Below are 15,355 nucleotides of genomic sequence, written 5' to 3'. Positions count from 1 at the left end.
GAAAGCTCTGTCGTTCATGAATTTTCTTCGAAATTTCTTCAAACACGTTCCATGGCGTAATCGCCGCGCAGACCGGTGCCGTAGCGTTGCAGGGCGCCGTCGGCGCCCACCGCGTTGGGCCGGTTGAAGATCCAGTTCTGCCAGGCGGTCAGGCGGCCGAAGATGCGCGTCTCCATCGTCTCGGGGCCGGCGAAGCGCAGGTTGGCCTCCATCCCGGTCATGGCGTCGGGGCTGAAGCTGGCGCGCTCTTCCATGAAGATGCGGATCTCGTCCTCCCAGTCGATGTCGTCGAGGATCATCGTGACCAGCCCCGCCGCATCGGCCTCTTCCGCCTCCAGCGGCTCGCCGATCCTGGCCTTCAGCGCCTCGACCGTCTCGGGTGTGGCAAGGAAGCGGGTCTGCAGCCGCGACAGCGCGTTGCCCATCGGGTAGGTGCCGAAGTTGTCGGGCGACAGGGTGACGGTGGCGATGGGCCGGTTGTCGCCCTCGAATTCACCCTCCATCATGTAGCTGCGGTCGACGGCCCAGAGCAGTTCCGCCAGCACCCCGGCAAAACACGACCCGTGTTCGACCAGCGCCACCAGCGAGCGCGAGGTCACGTCCACGCGCTTCAGCGTGCGCTTCCAGTATTGCCGGACCTCGTTGGCCAGCCAGTGATCGGCATGGTCGGCCAGCAGCGCCTCTTGCTCCAGCAAGGCCTCGGGGTCGCCCTGCGTGCGGATCACCCAAAGCCCGCAATCCATCTCGTTCAGGCGCAGGTGCAGGATCGCGTCCTCGAACTCGCGCGCCAGCTTCAGCAGGTAGGCCTGATCGCCCTGCGCCTGAAAGGCCTCCATGTCGGCGGGCGCCTCCTCTTCGGGGCCCTTCAGGGTGATGACGGCCCTGCGCGCGGCGCGGTCCACCGCGACCTCGACAAGGCTGTAGCTGACCGAGCCGTCCTCGGCGATGGTCCGGTCAAGCGGCCCCAGCGTGATGCCCTGCGCGTCGCCCTTGGCCGAGGCGGCGGCGAATTCCTGTGCGCGCGCGGCAACCGCCTCGTCGAACGTCGAGTTGGGGATCACCTCGTCCACCAGCCGCCAGTCGCGGGCCCGCTTGCCGCGCACACCCTCTTCGGTCGAGCAGAAGATGTCGGCCAGATCGCGGCGCACCTTGCGCTTGTCGGTGACGCGGGTCAGCCCGCCGGTGCCGGGCAGAACCGCCAGCAACGGCACCTCGGGCAAGGCGACGGAGGACTGCGAGTCGTCCGTCAGCATGATATGGTTGCAGGCCAGTGCCAGCTCGTAGCCGCCGCCCGCACAGGCCCCCTTGACCGCCGCGATGTATTTCTGCCCCGAGTCCGCCTCGGCGGCCTCGAAAGCGTTGCGCGTCTCGTTGGTGAACTTGCAGAAATTGACCTTGTGGCTATGCGCCGCGCCGCCCAGCATGCGGATATTGGCCCCGGCGCAAAAGACCTTCTCCTTGCCGGACATCATCACCACGACCTTCACCTCGGGGTGTTCGAAGCGCATGCGCTGCACCACGTCGTTCAACTCGATATCGACGCCCAGATCGTAAGAGTTCAGCTTGAGCTGATACCCCTCGAAGAGGCCGCCATTTTCGTCCACATCCATGATCAGGCGGGCCACGGGGCCGTCGTATTCGACCTTCCAGTGGTGGTACTTCGACGGATCGGTCTGAAAATCGATGACCCTGGCCATGCGCGTCTCCTCCATTTAATATGCACTATAGAGCATCATTCGGCGCCGGTAAACAAGGATCATGCCCTTTATTGCACTCAGAACACCCAGCAATACAACCCAATTTCAGCACCTTAAAAAGCAAACCTAATTTAATGCATTATATTGCACTACCGCAGATCCTGCCGCAGCCCCTCCAACCGTCTCTCCAGCGACTCGAGCGATTGCCCAAGGGGCGCCTCCCCACCCGCGTGGCGCACCTCCGTGACATGGCGATCCGCCAGCGCGGCGATGCGCGCGGCAGCCTGCCGCCGCCCCATCCGCAGCTTCAGGCGCGCATTGGCAATCTGGATCAGCGCCTGAGCGACCTGCCGCGCGGCGGAATTGGGCGGACAGGCCATCCAGACCGGCTCCAGCACCTCATGCGCCTCCCAGAACAGCCCCTCATCGAGGTAATATAGCCCGGCCCGCAGGGCGTCGCAGTCGGCAAGCGCGCCCTCGGACATGCCCGCGCGGACGGTGGCGCGCAGGGCCTCAAAGAGACCTTCGGGGTGACGCGGCGTCTGGCCGGGAATGTAGGCCACAGGGCGCGGAAAGCTCATGCGCCGACAGGCTGGGCAGCCTCGATGCGCTCCAGCCGCGCACAGAAATCGGCGACCCCCTCCAGCACCGCCTCGGGCTGGTCCCGATGCGGTGCGTGGCGGCAATCGTCGAGGATCAGCGTATCGACAGGCGCATAGGCGCGGCGCGCGATCTCGTCCACCTGCGCAAGCGTGCCATACTGGTCCTGCCGCCCCTGAACCGCCAGCGTCGGAATCCGCAGGTAGTCAATGACATCAGCCACGCTCCACGCAGGGAACGCCGGATCGAGCCAGGCCTCGCTCCAGCCGCGAAAGGCGTTGTCCGGGTCGCGGTGATACCGGGCCATACGGTCGCGCAGGCCATCCTCATAGCCCTCGCGCGCCCTGGCGATCTCGGCCAGACCCATGTCCTCGGCAAAGAAATGGGGCGCCATCAGGATCAGCCCGCGCACCCGCATGTCCGACACAGTGCCCCCGTATATCGCGGCAATGGTCGCGCCGTCGGAATGCCCCATCAACACGCCGCGCCGAAAGCCCACGGCACCCAGCACCTGCGGCAGCACCCCTGTGGCCTCGCGGGTCATGTAGTCCAGCGGGCGTGGCAGTTCGGCGCGGTCGGACTGGCCGTAACCCGCGCGCGAATAGGCCATGACACCGAAACCCGTGGCCTGCGACAGGCGCTGCGGAAAGTCGCGCCAGAGCGCAAGACACCCCAACCCCTCGTGCAGCAGAACGATGGTCGGCGCCTCATCCGGGGACGGGCCGAAACAACCATATTCCAGTGACTTGCCAGCCACATTTAACGTGCCACATCCAACCCACATGTCATACCCTCCCGTTCACGCCACGCCCGGAGCAATCCCGTCGCCCGCAGAGTGTCGGCGCGGGGCGGATTGCCCTGCGCGGCACTCCCAGCGCCGAAGCACCACTCCTGAGCCAGTGAATTTAAAACCTTTTCAGCCAGATACGGCACAAAGCTAACCCGGATCAGCACCGCCCCTCGCGCAGCTTGAACCGCTGGATCTTGCCCGTCGCGGTCTTCGGCAGCTCCTCCACCACCTCGACCCAGCGCGGGTACTTCCACATCCCGATCTTCTCTTTCACGAAGTCCTTCAGGGCGTCGGGGTCCAGCGACTGGCCCTCTTTCAGCACCACGAAGGCCTTGGGCTTGTCCAGATCCTGATCGTCGCGCTGCGGCACCACCGCCGCCTCCAGCACCGCCGGGTGATCCACCAGCGCCTGCTCGACCTCGAAGGGCGAGACCCAGATGCCCGAAACCTTGAACATGTCGTCGGTGCGCCCGCAGTAGACGAAACGCCCCTCGGCGGTGCGCTCGTATTTGTCGCCGGTGCGCGTCCAGTGCCCCTCGAAGGTCGAGCGCGACTTGTCGCGGCGGTTCCAGTAGCCCTCGGCGGCAGAGGGCCCGCGCACCAGCAATTCGCCCACCTCGCCCGGCCCGACATCCTCGTCGTGCTCGTCCACAAGGCGCACCTCGTAGCCCGGCACCGGCCTGCCGGAGGTGCCATAGACGATGTCGCCGGGCGCGTTCGACAGGAAGATGTGCAGCATCTCGGTCGAGCCCACGCCGTCGACGATCTCGGCCCCGATCAGGCGCGACCAACGCTCGCCGACCTCGCGCGGCAGGGCCTCGCCCGCCGAGGTGCACAGGCGCAGGCCATGTTCGGGCGCGCCGCCCTGTTCAGCCGCCGCCAGCAGGGCAGCGAAGAGCGTCGGCACCCCGCAGAAGATCGTCGGGCGGTGGTCCTTCAGGATGCCGAAGGCCGCGTCCGGCGTGGGCCTGCCGCCGAAGATCACCGTGGTCGCGCCCACCGCCATGGGAAAGGACATGGCGTTCCCCAGCCCGTAGGCGAAGAACATCTTGGCCACGGAATAGACGGTATCCTCTTCGCGGATGCCCAGCACCTGCGCGCCAAAGGTGTCCGAGGTCGCCTTCAGGGCGGAATGCACGTGGCGCACCCCCTTGGGCTGCCCGGTCGAACCGGAGGAATACAGCCAGAAGGCCAGCTCGTCCTCGTGGCAGGTCACCGCCTCCTGCACCGGGGCGCCCTCGGTGAAGGCACGGAAGCTTTTCGTGCCACCGGGCGCCGCGCCGATCACGACAACCGCCCGCAGCGCGGTGTTGTCGCGGATCGCCGGTTCGACCACCTCCCAAAGCTCTTCCGAGACGACCAGCACCGTCGCGCGGCTGTCGGCGATGATCTGCTCGTAGACCGCCGAGGACAGCAGCGTGTTGATCGGCACCGGGATCGCGCCCGCCTTCATCGCGCCCCAGAAGACCACCGGGAACTCGATCTGGTCGCGGATGACCATGGCGATGCGCTCTTCGCGACGCACGGCGCTGCGGATCAGCGCCCCGGCAAACCGGCCGGAGTCCGTGGCAAGCTGGCCGTAGGTCAGGATGCGTTTCGCGCCGTCCGCCTCGACGAAGGCGGGCTTGTCGGCGCGTCCTTCGGCGATGTGGCGGTCGACGAAGTAGAGCGCGGCATTGGCGTTTGCGGCCGCGCCCTCGGCGGCGGTGATCTGGCTGGCGGCGTCAGCGTTCATCCGGATGGGCCTCCCTTCCCGTCCATCCCCGAAAGCGCGGATCGGTCCAACCGGCTCCTCTTCCGGCTGGACCCCGGCGCAGCCCGGGCTCTGGCTGATCGATCCGTAGCACCGGACAGAAGCTTGTGCAAGATATTGCACCTGCTGCACGCAAGATTTTGCGACACCACTTCATCAGTGCAGTTTAGTGCATCAAATTGCCACCATGGTCAGCAGCTCGTATTCCGCCACCTGCGCGTCGTCCTGGTTGGTCATGCGCACATGCCAGCGCACCTCGCCATAATCGGCCGTGCGCGGCGTCTTGTGCAGGACGGTCAGCGCCACCTTGATGCTGTCGCCGGGGCTGACAGGCTTCATGAAGCGCAGCCCGTCCAGCCCGGTATTGGCCAGAACCGGCCCCTCGTTCGGCTCCACGAACAGCCCGGCGGCGAAGGACAGCAGCAGGTAGCCATGCGCCACACGCCCCGGGAAGAAGGGGTTCCGCTGCGCCGCGGCCTCGTCCATGTGGGCATAGAAGGTGTCGCCGGTGAAGCGGGCGAAGTGCTCGATATCCTCCAACGTGACCGCGCGGGCGGCGCTGTGCAACACGTCGCCGGGGGCAAGGTCGCCGAAGCGGCGGGTGAAGGGATGCGTCTGCGTCTCGCGCTGCGGCGCGCCGGGGATGTAGCGCCCGGTCACGGCGGCCAGATGCGCCGGGCTGCCCTGCACGGCAGTACGCTGCATGAAGTGCTTCACGCCCCGGATGCCGCCCAGCTCCTCGCCGCCGCCCGCCCGGCCCGGCCCGCCGTGGACCATATGCGGCATGGGCGCGCCGTGGCCGGTGGCCTCGCCCGTGGCGTCGCGGTCGGTGAAGTAAAGCCTGCCGTGGAAAGCCCCCGCCGCCAGCACCGCCTCGCGCGCGACCTGCGGGTCATGGGTGACGACAGAGGCGACGAGGCTGCCCTGCCCCCGGTTCGCCAGTGCCAGCGCGTGCGCGAGGTCGCGATAGGGCATGACGGTGGAGACGGGACCAAAGGCCTCTGTCTCATGCACCGCCGTCGCGCCGTCGGGGTCGGCGCAGTGGAACAGCATGGGGGCCATGAAGGCGCCTTTGGCCGCGTCCGCCCCCTGCGGGGCGAAGCCCTCCGGCCCGCCATGGACCAGCTCTGCCTCGGCACCGATGCGCGCGGCCTTCTCCAACACGTCGGCGCGCTGGTCCAGTGACACCAGCGCCCCCATGCGCACACCATCAAGGCGCGGATCGCCGACCACCGTCTTGCCCAGCCGCGCCGAGAGCGCCGCGATCAGCGCATCGACGCGGCCCTCGGGGGCCATGATGCGGCGGATGGCGGTGCATTTCTGCCCCGCCTTGGCGGTCATCTCGCGGCAGACCTCCTTGACGAAGGCCTCGAACTCGGGACTGTCCGGCCCCGCGTCCGGCCCGAGGATCGAGGCGTTCAGGCTGTCCTGCTCGGCGGTGAAGGGCACCCCGTTGCGCACCAGCGCGGGCGTCTGCTTCAGCATCAGGGCGGTCTCGGCGGAGCCGGTGAAGGTGACGCCGTCCTGACAGTCCAGCTGCTCCAGCGTGTCGCCCAGACCGCCGGTCACCAGTTGCAGCGCGCCCTCGGGCAGGAGGCCGCTGTCGAGCATCATGCGCACGCAAAGCTCGGTCACCGGGCAGGTGACGGTCGCGGGCTTGACCACCGAGGGCACCCCCGCCAGCAGCGCGGGCGCCAGCTTTTCCAGCATGCCCCAGACCGGGAAGTTGAAGGCGTTGATATGCACCGCCACGCCCCGTCTGGATGTATAGACGTGCTGGCCCAGAAAGGCGCCGCTGCGGCCCAGCTGCTCGACCGGGCCATCCAGCAGGATCACGTCGTCGGGCATCTCGCGCCGCCCCTTCGCGGCATAGACGAAGACCGTGCCGATGCCTCCGTCGACGTCGATCCTGTGGTCGGCGAGCGTGCCGCCGGTGCGGTACGAAATCTCGTAAAGCGCGTCGCGCCGTTCGTGCAGGTGGCCCGCCAGCGCCTTGAGCATCTTCGCGCGCTGGTGGAAGGTCATGGCCCGCAGGGCCGCGCCGCCCCGCTCCCGCGCGTAGTCCAGCATGGCGCCGACGTCGATCGCGCCATCCCCGGCCTCGGCATAGACCGCGCCGGTCACGGCATCGGCGATGGGCCGGGCGCCCCCGCCTGCCGGGATCCACGCCCCGGCGACGTGGCTGGCAATCTTCTGCATGGCGTCCCCTCCCTCTGGTCCGGGTTTATTATTGACCGACCGGTTGGTTTTGCGCAAGGATTGCGGCGAGCAGCAGAAGGAAGAGCCGTGGCGCGCACCATCGCCAAGGACCACGACGACAAGCGTGAAGCGATCCTGAAAGGCGCCGCCCGCCTCTTTGCGGACGAGGGGTACGGGCGTGCCTCGATGGCGCAGGTGGCACAGGCCTGCGGCATCTCCAAGGCCAATATCTACCACTACTACAACAGCAAGGAGGCGCTGCTTTTCGACATCCTCGACGTGCATCTCTCGGGCCTGCGCGACCACATCGCGGGGCTGGAGCACGCCAGCCCGGACCCTGAGACGCAGTTGCGGACCATCACGCGCGAGATCCTCGTCGCCTACAAGGGGCGCGATGCCGAGCACGGGGTGCAGCTGAACGCCATCCGTGCCCTGCCCGATACCCAGCAGGCCCTGCTGAAAGCCTACCAGCGCGACCTGGTGGCCCAGGTCCGCAACCGGCTGGCCCGCCTTGCCCCGCCGGCGCTGGCCGCCGACCGCAGCGCGATGCGGGCGCTGACCATGTCCTATTTCGCCATGGTCAACTGGCACTTCCAGTGGGACGGTCAGGCGGACGAAGCCGGGCGCGCGGGCTATGCAGAGACGATCTGCGACCTGCTGCTGGGCGGCATGCCACGGGTCGGTGGCTAGCCCCGGGCGGCGAAATTCCATGGATGGAATTTGCAAGGATCGTCGACGATCCTTCCGCCGCCCCGGACTGACGTGTTACAAATTGGGTTCAGAATTTCTTTTCTCGTGACACGTTCCGTGCTATTAATCGACCGTCCGGTTGGCTGACCACCCGAGTCGCCGGACCGGGAGGAAAGACTTGACCGATGCCCGCCCCGCGCGCCCCAATGGGCGGAGGGGGCCTGCCTCCCGCGTTACGGACCCAAGGCCCCAACCCAGGGAGCACGCGCATGTACGCCCAGAACGTCCAGTCCACCGGCAAGGCCGTCCAGAGCCTCGACGAGATGTCCCCCGAAGAGCGCGCCTTTCAGCAGCGCATCGACGCGGGCGAGCGCATCGAGCCCAAGGAGTGGATGCCCGAGGGCTACCGCAAGACCCTGATCCGCCAGATCGGCCAGCACGCCCATTCCGAGATCGTCGGCCAGCTGCCCGAGGGCAACTGGATCACCCGCGCCCCCACGCTGGAGCGCAAGCAGATCCTGCTGGCCAAGGTGCAGGACGAGGCGGGCCATGGCCTTTATCTCTACAGTGCCGCCGAGACCCTGGGCGTCAGCCGCGACGAGCTGACCCGGATGCTGCTGGACGGGCGGATGAAGTATTCCTCGATCTTCAACTACCCCACCCTGACATGGGCCGACATCGGCGCCGTGGGATGGCTGGTCGACGGTGCCGCGATCATGAACCAGGTGCCGCTGCAGCGCACCTCTTACGGCCCCTATGCCCGCGCCATGGTGCGCATCTGCAAGGAAGAGAGCTTCCACCAGCGGCAGGGTTACCACATCATGATGAAGATGGCGCAGGGCACGCCCGAGCAGAAGGAAATGGCGCAGGACGCGCTCAACCGCTTCTGGGGGCCCGCGCTGATGATGTTCGGCCCCTCGGACAAGGAATCCGTGCATTCGGCCCAGTCCATGGCGTGGAAGATCAAGATCAACACCAATGACGAGCTGCGCCAGCGCTTCGTCAACGAGACCGTGCCGCAGGCGCAGTACCTCGGGCTGACGGTGCCAGACGAGACGCTGAAGTGGAACGAGGACAAGGAAGGCTGGGACTTCGCCGAGCCCGACTGGAATGAGTTCTTCGAGGTGCTCAGAGGCAACGGGCCCTGCAACGCCGAACGCATCGCCGCGCGCCAGAAGGCGTGGAACGACGGGGCATGGTTCCGCGACGGCCTCACCGCCTATGCGGAGAAATCCGCCAGGCGCCGGGCCGGGGTCGGCCAGGCCGCAGAATGAGGCATTGACGGGTCGGGGCGGCGGCCCGCCCCGGATCACCACCCTTCCCGCCGGGACGCCCCAGGGCACAGGGGCACACGCCGGCTGGACGCACGCACATGGGGGCAGAGGCCCCGTCAGGGAGGATCACATGTCCAAGGAATGGCCCCTCTGGGAGGTCTTCATCCGGGGCAGCCACGGGCTGAACCATCGCCACGTCGGCTCGCTGCATGCGCCCGACGCCGAGATGGCGATCATGAATGCCCGCGACGTCTATACCCGCCGCAAGGAAGGCGTCTCGATCTGGGTGGTGCCCTCGGCGCAGATCACCGCCTCGAAACCCTCGGACAAGGGGCCGCTCTTCGATCCGGCGGAAAGCAAGGTCTACCGCCATCCGACCTTCTACGACATCCCCGACGAAGTGGGCCACATGTGATGCCCTCGCTGCCCGATGTCATGACCCCCGAGGCCCAGCGCCTCGCCGCCGAGCAGGCCCGCCCCTCGGACCCGCATCTGACGGACGTGGACCTGAAGCCCGCCTTCTTCGACTGGCTCTGCCGGATGGGCGACGCCACGCTGATCCAGGGCCACCGGCTGTCGGAATGGTGCGGCCATGCGCCGATCCTCGAAGAGGACATCGCCGTCGCCAATACCGCGCTGGACCTGATCGGCCATGCGCAGATGTGGCTGGCGCTGGCCGCCGAGGTCGAGGATGCGGGCCGCGATGCCGACAGGCTGGCCTTCCGCCGCGACGCGCTGAAGTACCGCAACCCCAAGCTGGTGGAACTGCCCAATGGCGACATCGGCCACACGCTGATGCGCGCCTTTCTCTTCGACGCCTGGCACTGGCTGGTGCTGAAGGCGCTGACCGGATCCAGCAGCCCGCGCGTGGCAGAGATCGCGGCCAAGGCGCTGAAGGAGGTGTCGTATCAGGTCGAGCGGACCTCGGACCTTGTCGTGCGGCTGGGCGACGGGACCGGTGAAAGCCAGGCCCGGATGCAGGCGGCGCTGGACACGCTCTGGCCCTACGCGGGCGAGCTCTTCGTCACCGACGGCATCGACAAGGCCGTGGCCGAGGCGGGCATCGCACCCCTGCCCGTGGCCATCCTGCCCGAGTGGCAGGCGCTGGTGGGCGACGTGCTGGACGAGGCGACACTGACCCCGCCCGAGACCCGCATGGACGTCCACACCGGCGGCAAGACCGGGCGGCACACGGAACATCTGGGCTTCCTGCTGGCCGAGATGCAGTTCCTGCAGCGCGCCTATCCGGACGCCACATGGTGACGGCCCGTGCCCCCCTGCGACAGGTCTGGGACTGGCTGGCAGAGGTCCCGGACCCCGAGATTCCGGTGATCGCGATCACCGACCTCGGCATCGTGCGCGCCGTGGCCTATCAGGGCGAGACGCTGGTGGTCGCCGTCACGCCGACCTACTCGGGCTGTCCGGCGACCGCCGTGATCGACCTGATGATCGCGGACAAGCTGCGCGCCGAAGGGGTCGGGGCGCTGCGCCTCGAACGCCGCCTTTCGCCGCCCTGGACCTCGGACTGGATCACCCCCGAGGGGCGCGAGAAACTGCGCGCCTATGGCATCGCCCCGCCCATCGACGGCACTGCGCCGGACGGTCCGATGGCCGCCCGCGCCCGCAGGCTGTCGGGGCAGTCCAACCTGACGGCCCCCTGCCCGCGCTGCGGATCGGGCGCGACCGAGAAGATCAGCCAGCACGGCTCGACCCCCTGCAAGGCGGCCTACCGTTGCACGGATTGCCTTGAACCCTTCGACTACTTCAAGTGCCACTGAGGGAAGACCGCCAATGCCTCGTTTCCACACCCTCGACGTCACCGATGTCCAGCGCGAGACCCGCGACGCCGTCGTGGTGACCCTGCGCCCCCGGGACGAGGACCGCGACGCCTTTTCCTTCACCCAGGGACAGTACCTGACCTTCCGCCGCGCCTTCGACGGCGAGGAGTTGCGGCGCAGCTATTCGATCTGCGCGGGCCTCGACGAGGGCTGTCTGAAGGTCGGGATCAAGCGCGTCGACGGCGGCGCCTTCAGCACATGGGCCAACGAGGCGCTGGCCCCCGGCGCCGTGCTGGACGCCATGCCGCCCATGGGCAAGTTCCATACGCCGCTGGATGCTTCCACCGCGCGCGGCTACCTGGGCTTCGCGGGCGGCTCGGGCATCACGCCACTTCTGTCGATCATCAAGACCACGCTGTCGCGCGAGCCGCACAGCCGCTTCACGCTGGTCTATGCCAACCGGCAGACCGGCTCGATCATGTTCCGCGAGGCGCTGGAGGATCTGAAGAACGAGCATCTGGGCCGTTTCTCGGTCATCCATGTGCTGGAGACAGAGGCGCAGGACATCGACCTCTTCACCGGGCGCATCGACGCCGAAAAGATGGACGCGCTGTTTCGCCACTGGATCGACGCCGACAGCGTCGACACGGTCTTCATCTGCGGGCCGGAACCGATGATGCTGACCATCGCCGAGGGCCTGCGCAAGCAGGGGCTGCAAGACGGTCAGATCAAGTTCGAGCTTTTCGCCTCGTCCCAGCCGGGCCGCGCGAAGAAGAAAGCGGTGTCGCGGCAAGAGGCGGCGGGGGCGAACAGCTGCGCGGTCTCGGTCACGCTGGACGGCACGACCCGCAACTTCCGCATGGCCAAGGACGGCACCGCGGTGCTGGATGCCGCCATCGCCGCCCATATGGACGCGCCCTTTTCCTGCAAGGCCGGGGTCTGCTCGACCTGCCGCGCCAAGGTGCTGGAGGGCGAGATGGAGATGGAAACCAACCACGCGCTGGAAGACTACGAGGTGCGCGCGGGCTACGTGCTCTCCTGTCAGGCGGTGCCGGTCTCGGACAGGGTGGTGCTCAGCTATGACGAATGACGTCGCCACGGGCATGACGACACATCAGGGTATGCCGACGCAGGACCGTGCCACGGGCGCGAGGCGGGCGGAACGCGGTTGCCGACCTGCCCACCCCGCAGTCAGGGCGATCACGCCATGACGACGGAGACCGACACCATGGCGCTGGCCGACTACCTCGCGCAGGGCGGCAAGCTGACCTCGCCCGAGAACGTCCCGCCGCGCTACCGGGCCGAGCTGATGCGGCTGATGTCCTCTTTCGTGGACAGTGCGCTGGCCGGGTCGGCGGGTTTCGCGGATGCGATCAACAAGGCCCCCGGCATCAAGGAGCGCATCGCCGCCAGCCGCATCACGCTGGAAAAGGCCGACCATGCCGAGCGCGTGCTGGCGCTGATGGCTGAGTTCGGCACCGACGTCAGCCGCTACAACGCGGCGCATGACTGGGCCGCCCGCGTGGGGCGGGACGAGGATATCGGCGCGCGGCGCCACGGCGGCGACATGCGGCTCTCGGTCTTCCACTACCCGCTGCAGGGCTGGGCCGACGCGGTGACCATGAACGTGCTGATGGGCACGGCCTCGGTGATCCACCTCGAAGAGATGGCCCTTGCGTCCTATTCGCCGCTGGCAGAGGTCCTGCGCGAGCTGCTGCCGCGCGAAAGGCGCCACCTGGAACTTGGGCTCGAAGGGCTGGAGCGGCTGGTCGGGACCGCGCGGGGCGCGGTCGGGGCGGCGCTCGCCTACTGGGATCCGAAAGTGTCGCAGACCTTCGGCCCCGAGACCTCGGAGCGCTACGACCGCCTGCGCGCCATGGGTCTGCGGCACCACCCGAACGCGGACCTGCGGCAGCGGTGGCAAAGCGCCGTGGAAAGCCACCTGCAAGGGCTGGGCCTCGGCGCCCCTTAACCCGGGCTTAACCGTGATGAGGCAGGATTGCGGCATGCCCCCCCCTGTCGCCCCTGACGCCGGAACACTGGCTGAACGATCTCTTTGCATCGAAGGCCGCGCGCGACGGCGCGGTGATCCGCCGCAAGCTGCGCGATATCGAGCGTTTCGTCGGGATCGAGGCCTTCCGGCAGGAAGTGGCGCGGCTATCGCGCCTATGAGAACGCCGGTCAGGTGGTGATCTTCTGCAACGCCGCCCCGATCCGCCGCATCGGCTGAGGGGGCGCCGGTTTCTTTGAAAGAAACCGGTCCGAAATCTTTGAAAGATTTCGGACCCGCCGGGAGCACTTCGCCCCTTTGCAAGCCGCCGCCGCGCCCCTATATTGGAAATGTCCCGCAAGGGACTATGGGCATAAACGTGCGTGAAATAAGCGGATCGGACCCGGGGGCGGTACCCGGCGGCTCCACCATATATCTCTTGTTGGGGGATCATGGGGCCGAAACAGGATCGACGAACGTGTAAAGACGTGGCTTTGTCCCGGTGAGATACCACCGTTATCGGTTCACAAAGTACAATTGCCAACAACAATCGTGCTCCGGTTGCCCTCGCTGCGTAAGCAGTTGGGAATACCGAAATCTAAGTCCTTGCGCCTAGCAGCGTAAGGCGGGGTTCGCAGGCACCTGGCAACAGAAGCCTGCACTACTACTCTCCCCCCCCTGTCAGGCCTCCCCGCTCAACCATCCCGCGAGACATATCCCTGCGCGAGATCAGGGCCGCCGCGCCCCTTGCCTTGACCCCTCCCGCCAAGCCGCGCAGAGGGTGCCCATGCCGCGCCATGGGCCACAACCGGCCTGCCCCGCCGCGCCCCGCCGTCGTTGACCCGGTCCGACCGCCTGCTAGCTCTGCGGAAACCGGCCCGGAGCCCCCATGATCGACATCCTCATCGCCCTGCTCACCCTGGCCTTCGGCGCCATCGGCTTTGTCGCGCCCCGCTATGCCGCCAAGGCGCTGGATCTGGCGCCGACGCAATCGACCATGGGCCTGTCCGAACTGCGCGCCTCTGCCGGCGGGCTCTTTGTCGCCATGGCGCTGACCTGCCTGATCAGCGGCGCGGGCTTCGCCTATGCCATGCTGGGCGTGGCCTATGCCGGGGCCGCAACCGGGCGCGGGATCTCGATGATCCTGGACAAACCGCCGCAACCCAAGGCCGCCGTCTGGTTCCTGCTCGAGGCGCTGCCCGCCGCCTGGCTGATCCTCAACCATTGGCCGGACCGCTGACAGCCCCCGCCGCCCGGCCCCGACCGTCTTGCCGCCGTCACAAAGCCCCCCTAATCCGGCAGGATGACCGACCGCACCCTCCTCGTCCGCGTCTTCCTGCGCACCGGCCTTCTGTCCTTCGGCGGCCCGGCGGCGCAGATCGCCCTGATGCACCGCGAGACGGTGGAACGCCGCGGCTGGCTGAGTGAAGAGCAGTTCCTGCGCGGCCTCAGCTTCTGCATGCTGCTGCCCGGGCCAGAGGCCATGCAGCTGGCCACCTATATCGGCTGGCGCCTGCGCGGCATCCCCGGCGGGCTGATCGCCGGCACGCTCTTCACCCTGCCCGGCGCGCTGGTCATTGCCGTCCTTGCGGCGCTTTATGCCGCGCATGGCACGCGGCCCGAGACCGCATCGCTTCTTCTGGGGGTCAAGGCGGCGGTCATCGTCATCGTCGCGCAGGCGCTGCTGCGGCTCTCCGCAAAGGCCCTGAAGGGTCCGGCCGACCTTGCCCTTGCGGCGCTGTCCTTCGCCGCGCTTTTCCTGGCCGGGCTGCCCTTTCCGCTGATCATCGGGTTTGCGGCGCTCTGGGGTGCCCTGCGTCCACCGCCCGCGCAGGACGTGGCGCCAGAGCCGCATCACGGCACCCCCACGAAACCCACCACGCTGCTCTTTTGGGCCGCGCTGTGGCTGGCCCCCCTGCCGATCCTGCATCTGACCGGGCAGGCGCTGCTGTTCGACCTTGCCGCTTTCTTTGCCAAGCTGGCGGTTCTGACCTTCGGCGGCGCCTACGCGGTGCTGGCCTGGATGGCGCAGGAGGTGGTCGAGACACGCCACTGGCTGGACGCGGCCCAGATGATCGACGCGCTGGGTCTGGCCGAGACGACGCCCGGGCCGCTGATCCTCGTGACGCAATTCGTCGGCCAGCTGGCGGGGCACCAGGCCGGCGGGCTGTGGTTCGGGCTGGCCGCCGGGGCGCTGACGCTCTGGATGACCTTCGTGCCCTGCTTCCTGTGGATCTTCGCGGGCGCGCCCCATGTCGAGGCCCTGACCGCCCGTCCGCGCCTGCGCGCCGCGCTGGCGGCGATCACCGCCGCCGTCGTGGGGGTCATCGCCAACCTGTCGCTGTGGTTCGCGCTGCACACGCTTTTTGCCGAAACACGCGCACAGCCCCTTGGCCCGGACTGGCCCGTCCTCGACAGCCTGCGCTGGCAGGCCCTGCCGCTGATCGCGCTTGCCTGGGGGCTTCTGGGGCCGCTGAAGCGCGGCGTGCCCCTGGTGCTGCCGCTTTGCGCGGCGGCGGGCTGGGCAATCGGTAGCCTCTGACAATCCGCCCTTTTCCTCGCCGCCAAAACCAATATGCTGGCG

General features: G+C 67.8%; 14 protein-coding genes and 1 other RNA gene. 10 read left to right on the top strand and 5 right to left on the bottom strand.

The features are described from left to right. Nucleotides 1–38 precede the first annotated feature (38 nt). From boxC to paaZ, 5 genes are all read right to left on the bottom strand, one after another. On the bottom strand, nucleotides 39–1,697 hold the full coding sequence (boxC, locus tag ACN5KJ_RS11175) for a 2,3-epoxybenzoyl-CoA dihydrolase (protein ID WP_418594003.1): 1,659 nt from the start codon (nucleotides 1,695–1,697) through the stop codon (nucleotides 39–41). A gap of 149 nt (nucleotides 1,698–1,846) precedes the next feature. Then, a complete protein-coding gene (locus ACN5KJ_RS11170) occupies nucleotides 1,847–2,278 on the bottom strand; it encodes a DUF309 domain-containing protein (protein ID WP_418594001.1) in 432 nt (143 codons plus the stop codon). After that, entirely contained in the window at nucleotides 2,275–3,054 is a 780-nt protein-coding gene (locus ACN5KJ_RS11165) for an alpha/beta fold hydrolase (protein WP_418594000.1), read from the bottom strand. Before ACN5KJ_RS11165 ends, ACN5KJ_RS11170 begins: the two co-directional genes overlap by 4 nt. Before the next feature lie 190 nt (nucleotides 3,055–3,244). Further along, a complete protein-coding gene (locus ACN5KJ_RS11160; RefSeq protein WP_418593998.1) occupies nucleotides 3,245–4,822 on the bottom strand; it encodes a benzoate-CoA ligase family protein in 1,578 nt (525 codons plus the stop codon). A 192-nt stretch (nucleotides 4,823–5,014) separates the two neighbouring features. Further along, nucleotides 5,015–7,039: a phenylacetic acid degradation bifunctional protein PaaZ gene (gene paaZ / locus ACN5KJ_RS11155; protein WP_418593996.1), complete on the bottom strand. Its 2,025-nt coding sequence runs from the start codon at nucleotides 7,037–7,039 to the stop codon at nucleotides 5,015–5,017. 87 nt (nucleotides 7,040–7,126) lie between these two features. Here paaZ and ACN5KJ_RS11150 point away from each other — a divergent pair, with 87 nt between their 5' ends. The 10 genes from ACN5KJ_RS11150 (at nucleotide 7,127) to chrA (ending at nucleotide 15,313) form a co-directional block, all read left to right on the top strand. Continuing rightward, the gene (locus tag ACN5KJ_RS11150; protein WP_418593994.1) at nucleotides 7,127–7,729 is read left to right on the top strand and encodes a TetR/AcrR family transcriptional regulator; all 603 of its coding nucleotides are present in this window, start codon (nucleotides 7,127–7,129) and stop codon (nucleotides 7,727–7,729) included. A 269-nt stretch (nucleotides 7,730–7,998) separates the two neighbouring features. Then, complete coding sequence (paaA, locus tag ACN5KJ_RS11145) at nucleotides 7,999–9,003, top strand: 1,2-phenylacetyl-CoA epoxidase subunit PaaA (RefSeq protein WP_418593992.1); 1,005 nt, start codon at nucleotides 7,999–8,001, stop codon at nucleotides 9,001–9,003. A 130-nt stretch (nucleotides 9,004–9,133) separates the two neighbouring features. Then, entirely contained in the window at nucleotides 9,134–9,418 is a 285-nt protein-coding gene (paaB, locus tag ACN5KJ_RS11140) for a 1,2-phenylacetyl-CoA epoxidase subunit PaaB (RefSeq protein WP_206564817.1), read from the top strand. Next, nucleotides 9,418–10,266 (top strand): 1,2-phenylacetyl-CoA epoxidase subunit PaaC, encoded by an 849-nt coding sequence (gene paaC, locus ACN5KJ_RS11135; RefSeq protein WP_418594201.1) that lies wholly within the window; start codon nucleotides 9,418–9,420, stop codon nucleotides 10,264–10,266. The genes paaB and paaC overlap by 1 nt, the downstream gene beginning before the upstream one ends. Then, a complete protein-coding gene (paaD, locus tag ACN5KJ_RS11130) occupies nucleotides 10,260–10,781 on the top strand; it encodes a 1,2-phenylacetyl-CoA epoxidase subunit PaaD (RefSeq protein ID WP_418593990.1) in 522 nt (173 codons plus the stop codon). The genes paaC and paaD overlap by 7 nt, the downstream gene beginning before the upstream one ends. Before the next feature lie 13 nt (nucleotides 10,782–10,794). Next, complete coding sequence (gene paaE, locus ACN5KJ_RS11125; protein WP_418593988.1) at nucleotides 10,795–11,871, top strand: 1,2-phenylacetyl-CoA epoxidase subunit PaaE; 1,077 nt, start codon at nucleotides 10,795–10,797, stop codon at nucleotides 11,869–11,871. Between the two features lie 117 nt (nucleotides 11,872–11,988). Further along, nucleotides 11,989–12,753, top strand: a complete 765-nt coding sequence (locus ACN5KJ_RS11120; RefSeq protein ID WP_418593986.1) for a Phenylacetic acid catabolic protein — start codon at nucleotides 11,989–11,991, stop codon at nucleotides 12,751–12,753. A gap of 331 nt (nucleotides 12,754–13,084) precedes the next feature. Continuing rightward, nucleotides 13,085–13,434: a transfer-messenger RNA gene (gene ssrA / locus ACN5KJ_RS11115) on the top strand. Between the two features lie 226 nt (nucleotides 13,435–13,660). Further along, nucleotides 13,661–14,011, top strand: a complete 351-nt coding sequence (locus tag ACN5KJ_RS11110; RefSeq protein ID WP_206564812.1) for a DUF4345 family protein — start codon at nucleotides 13,661–13,663, stop codon at nucleotides 14,009–14,011. Between the two features lie 63 nt (nucleotides 14,012–14,074). Continuing rightward, entirely contained in the window at nucleotides 14,075–15,313 is a 1,239-nt protein-coding gene (gene chrA / locus ACN5KJ_RS11105) for a chromate efflux transporter (RefSeq protein ID WP_418593984.1), read from the top strand. Nucleotides 15,314–15,355 lie beyond the last annotated feature (42 nt).

The sequence above is a fragment of the Ponticoccus sp. (in: a-proteobacteria) genome (assembly GCF_048381735.1).
Note: the sequence above shows the minus strand (reverse complement) of the source record. Positions and strands in the feature narration are given on the sequence as shown.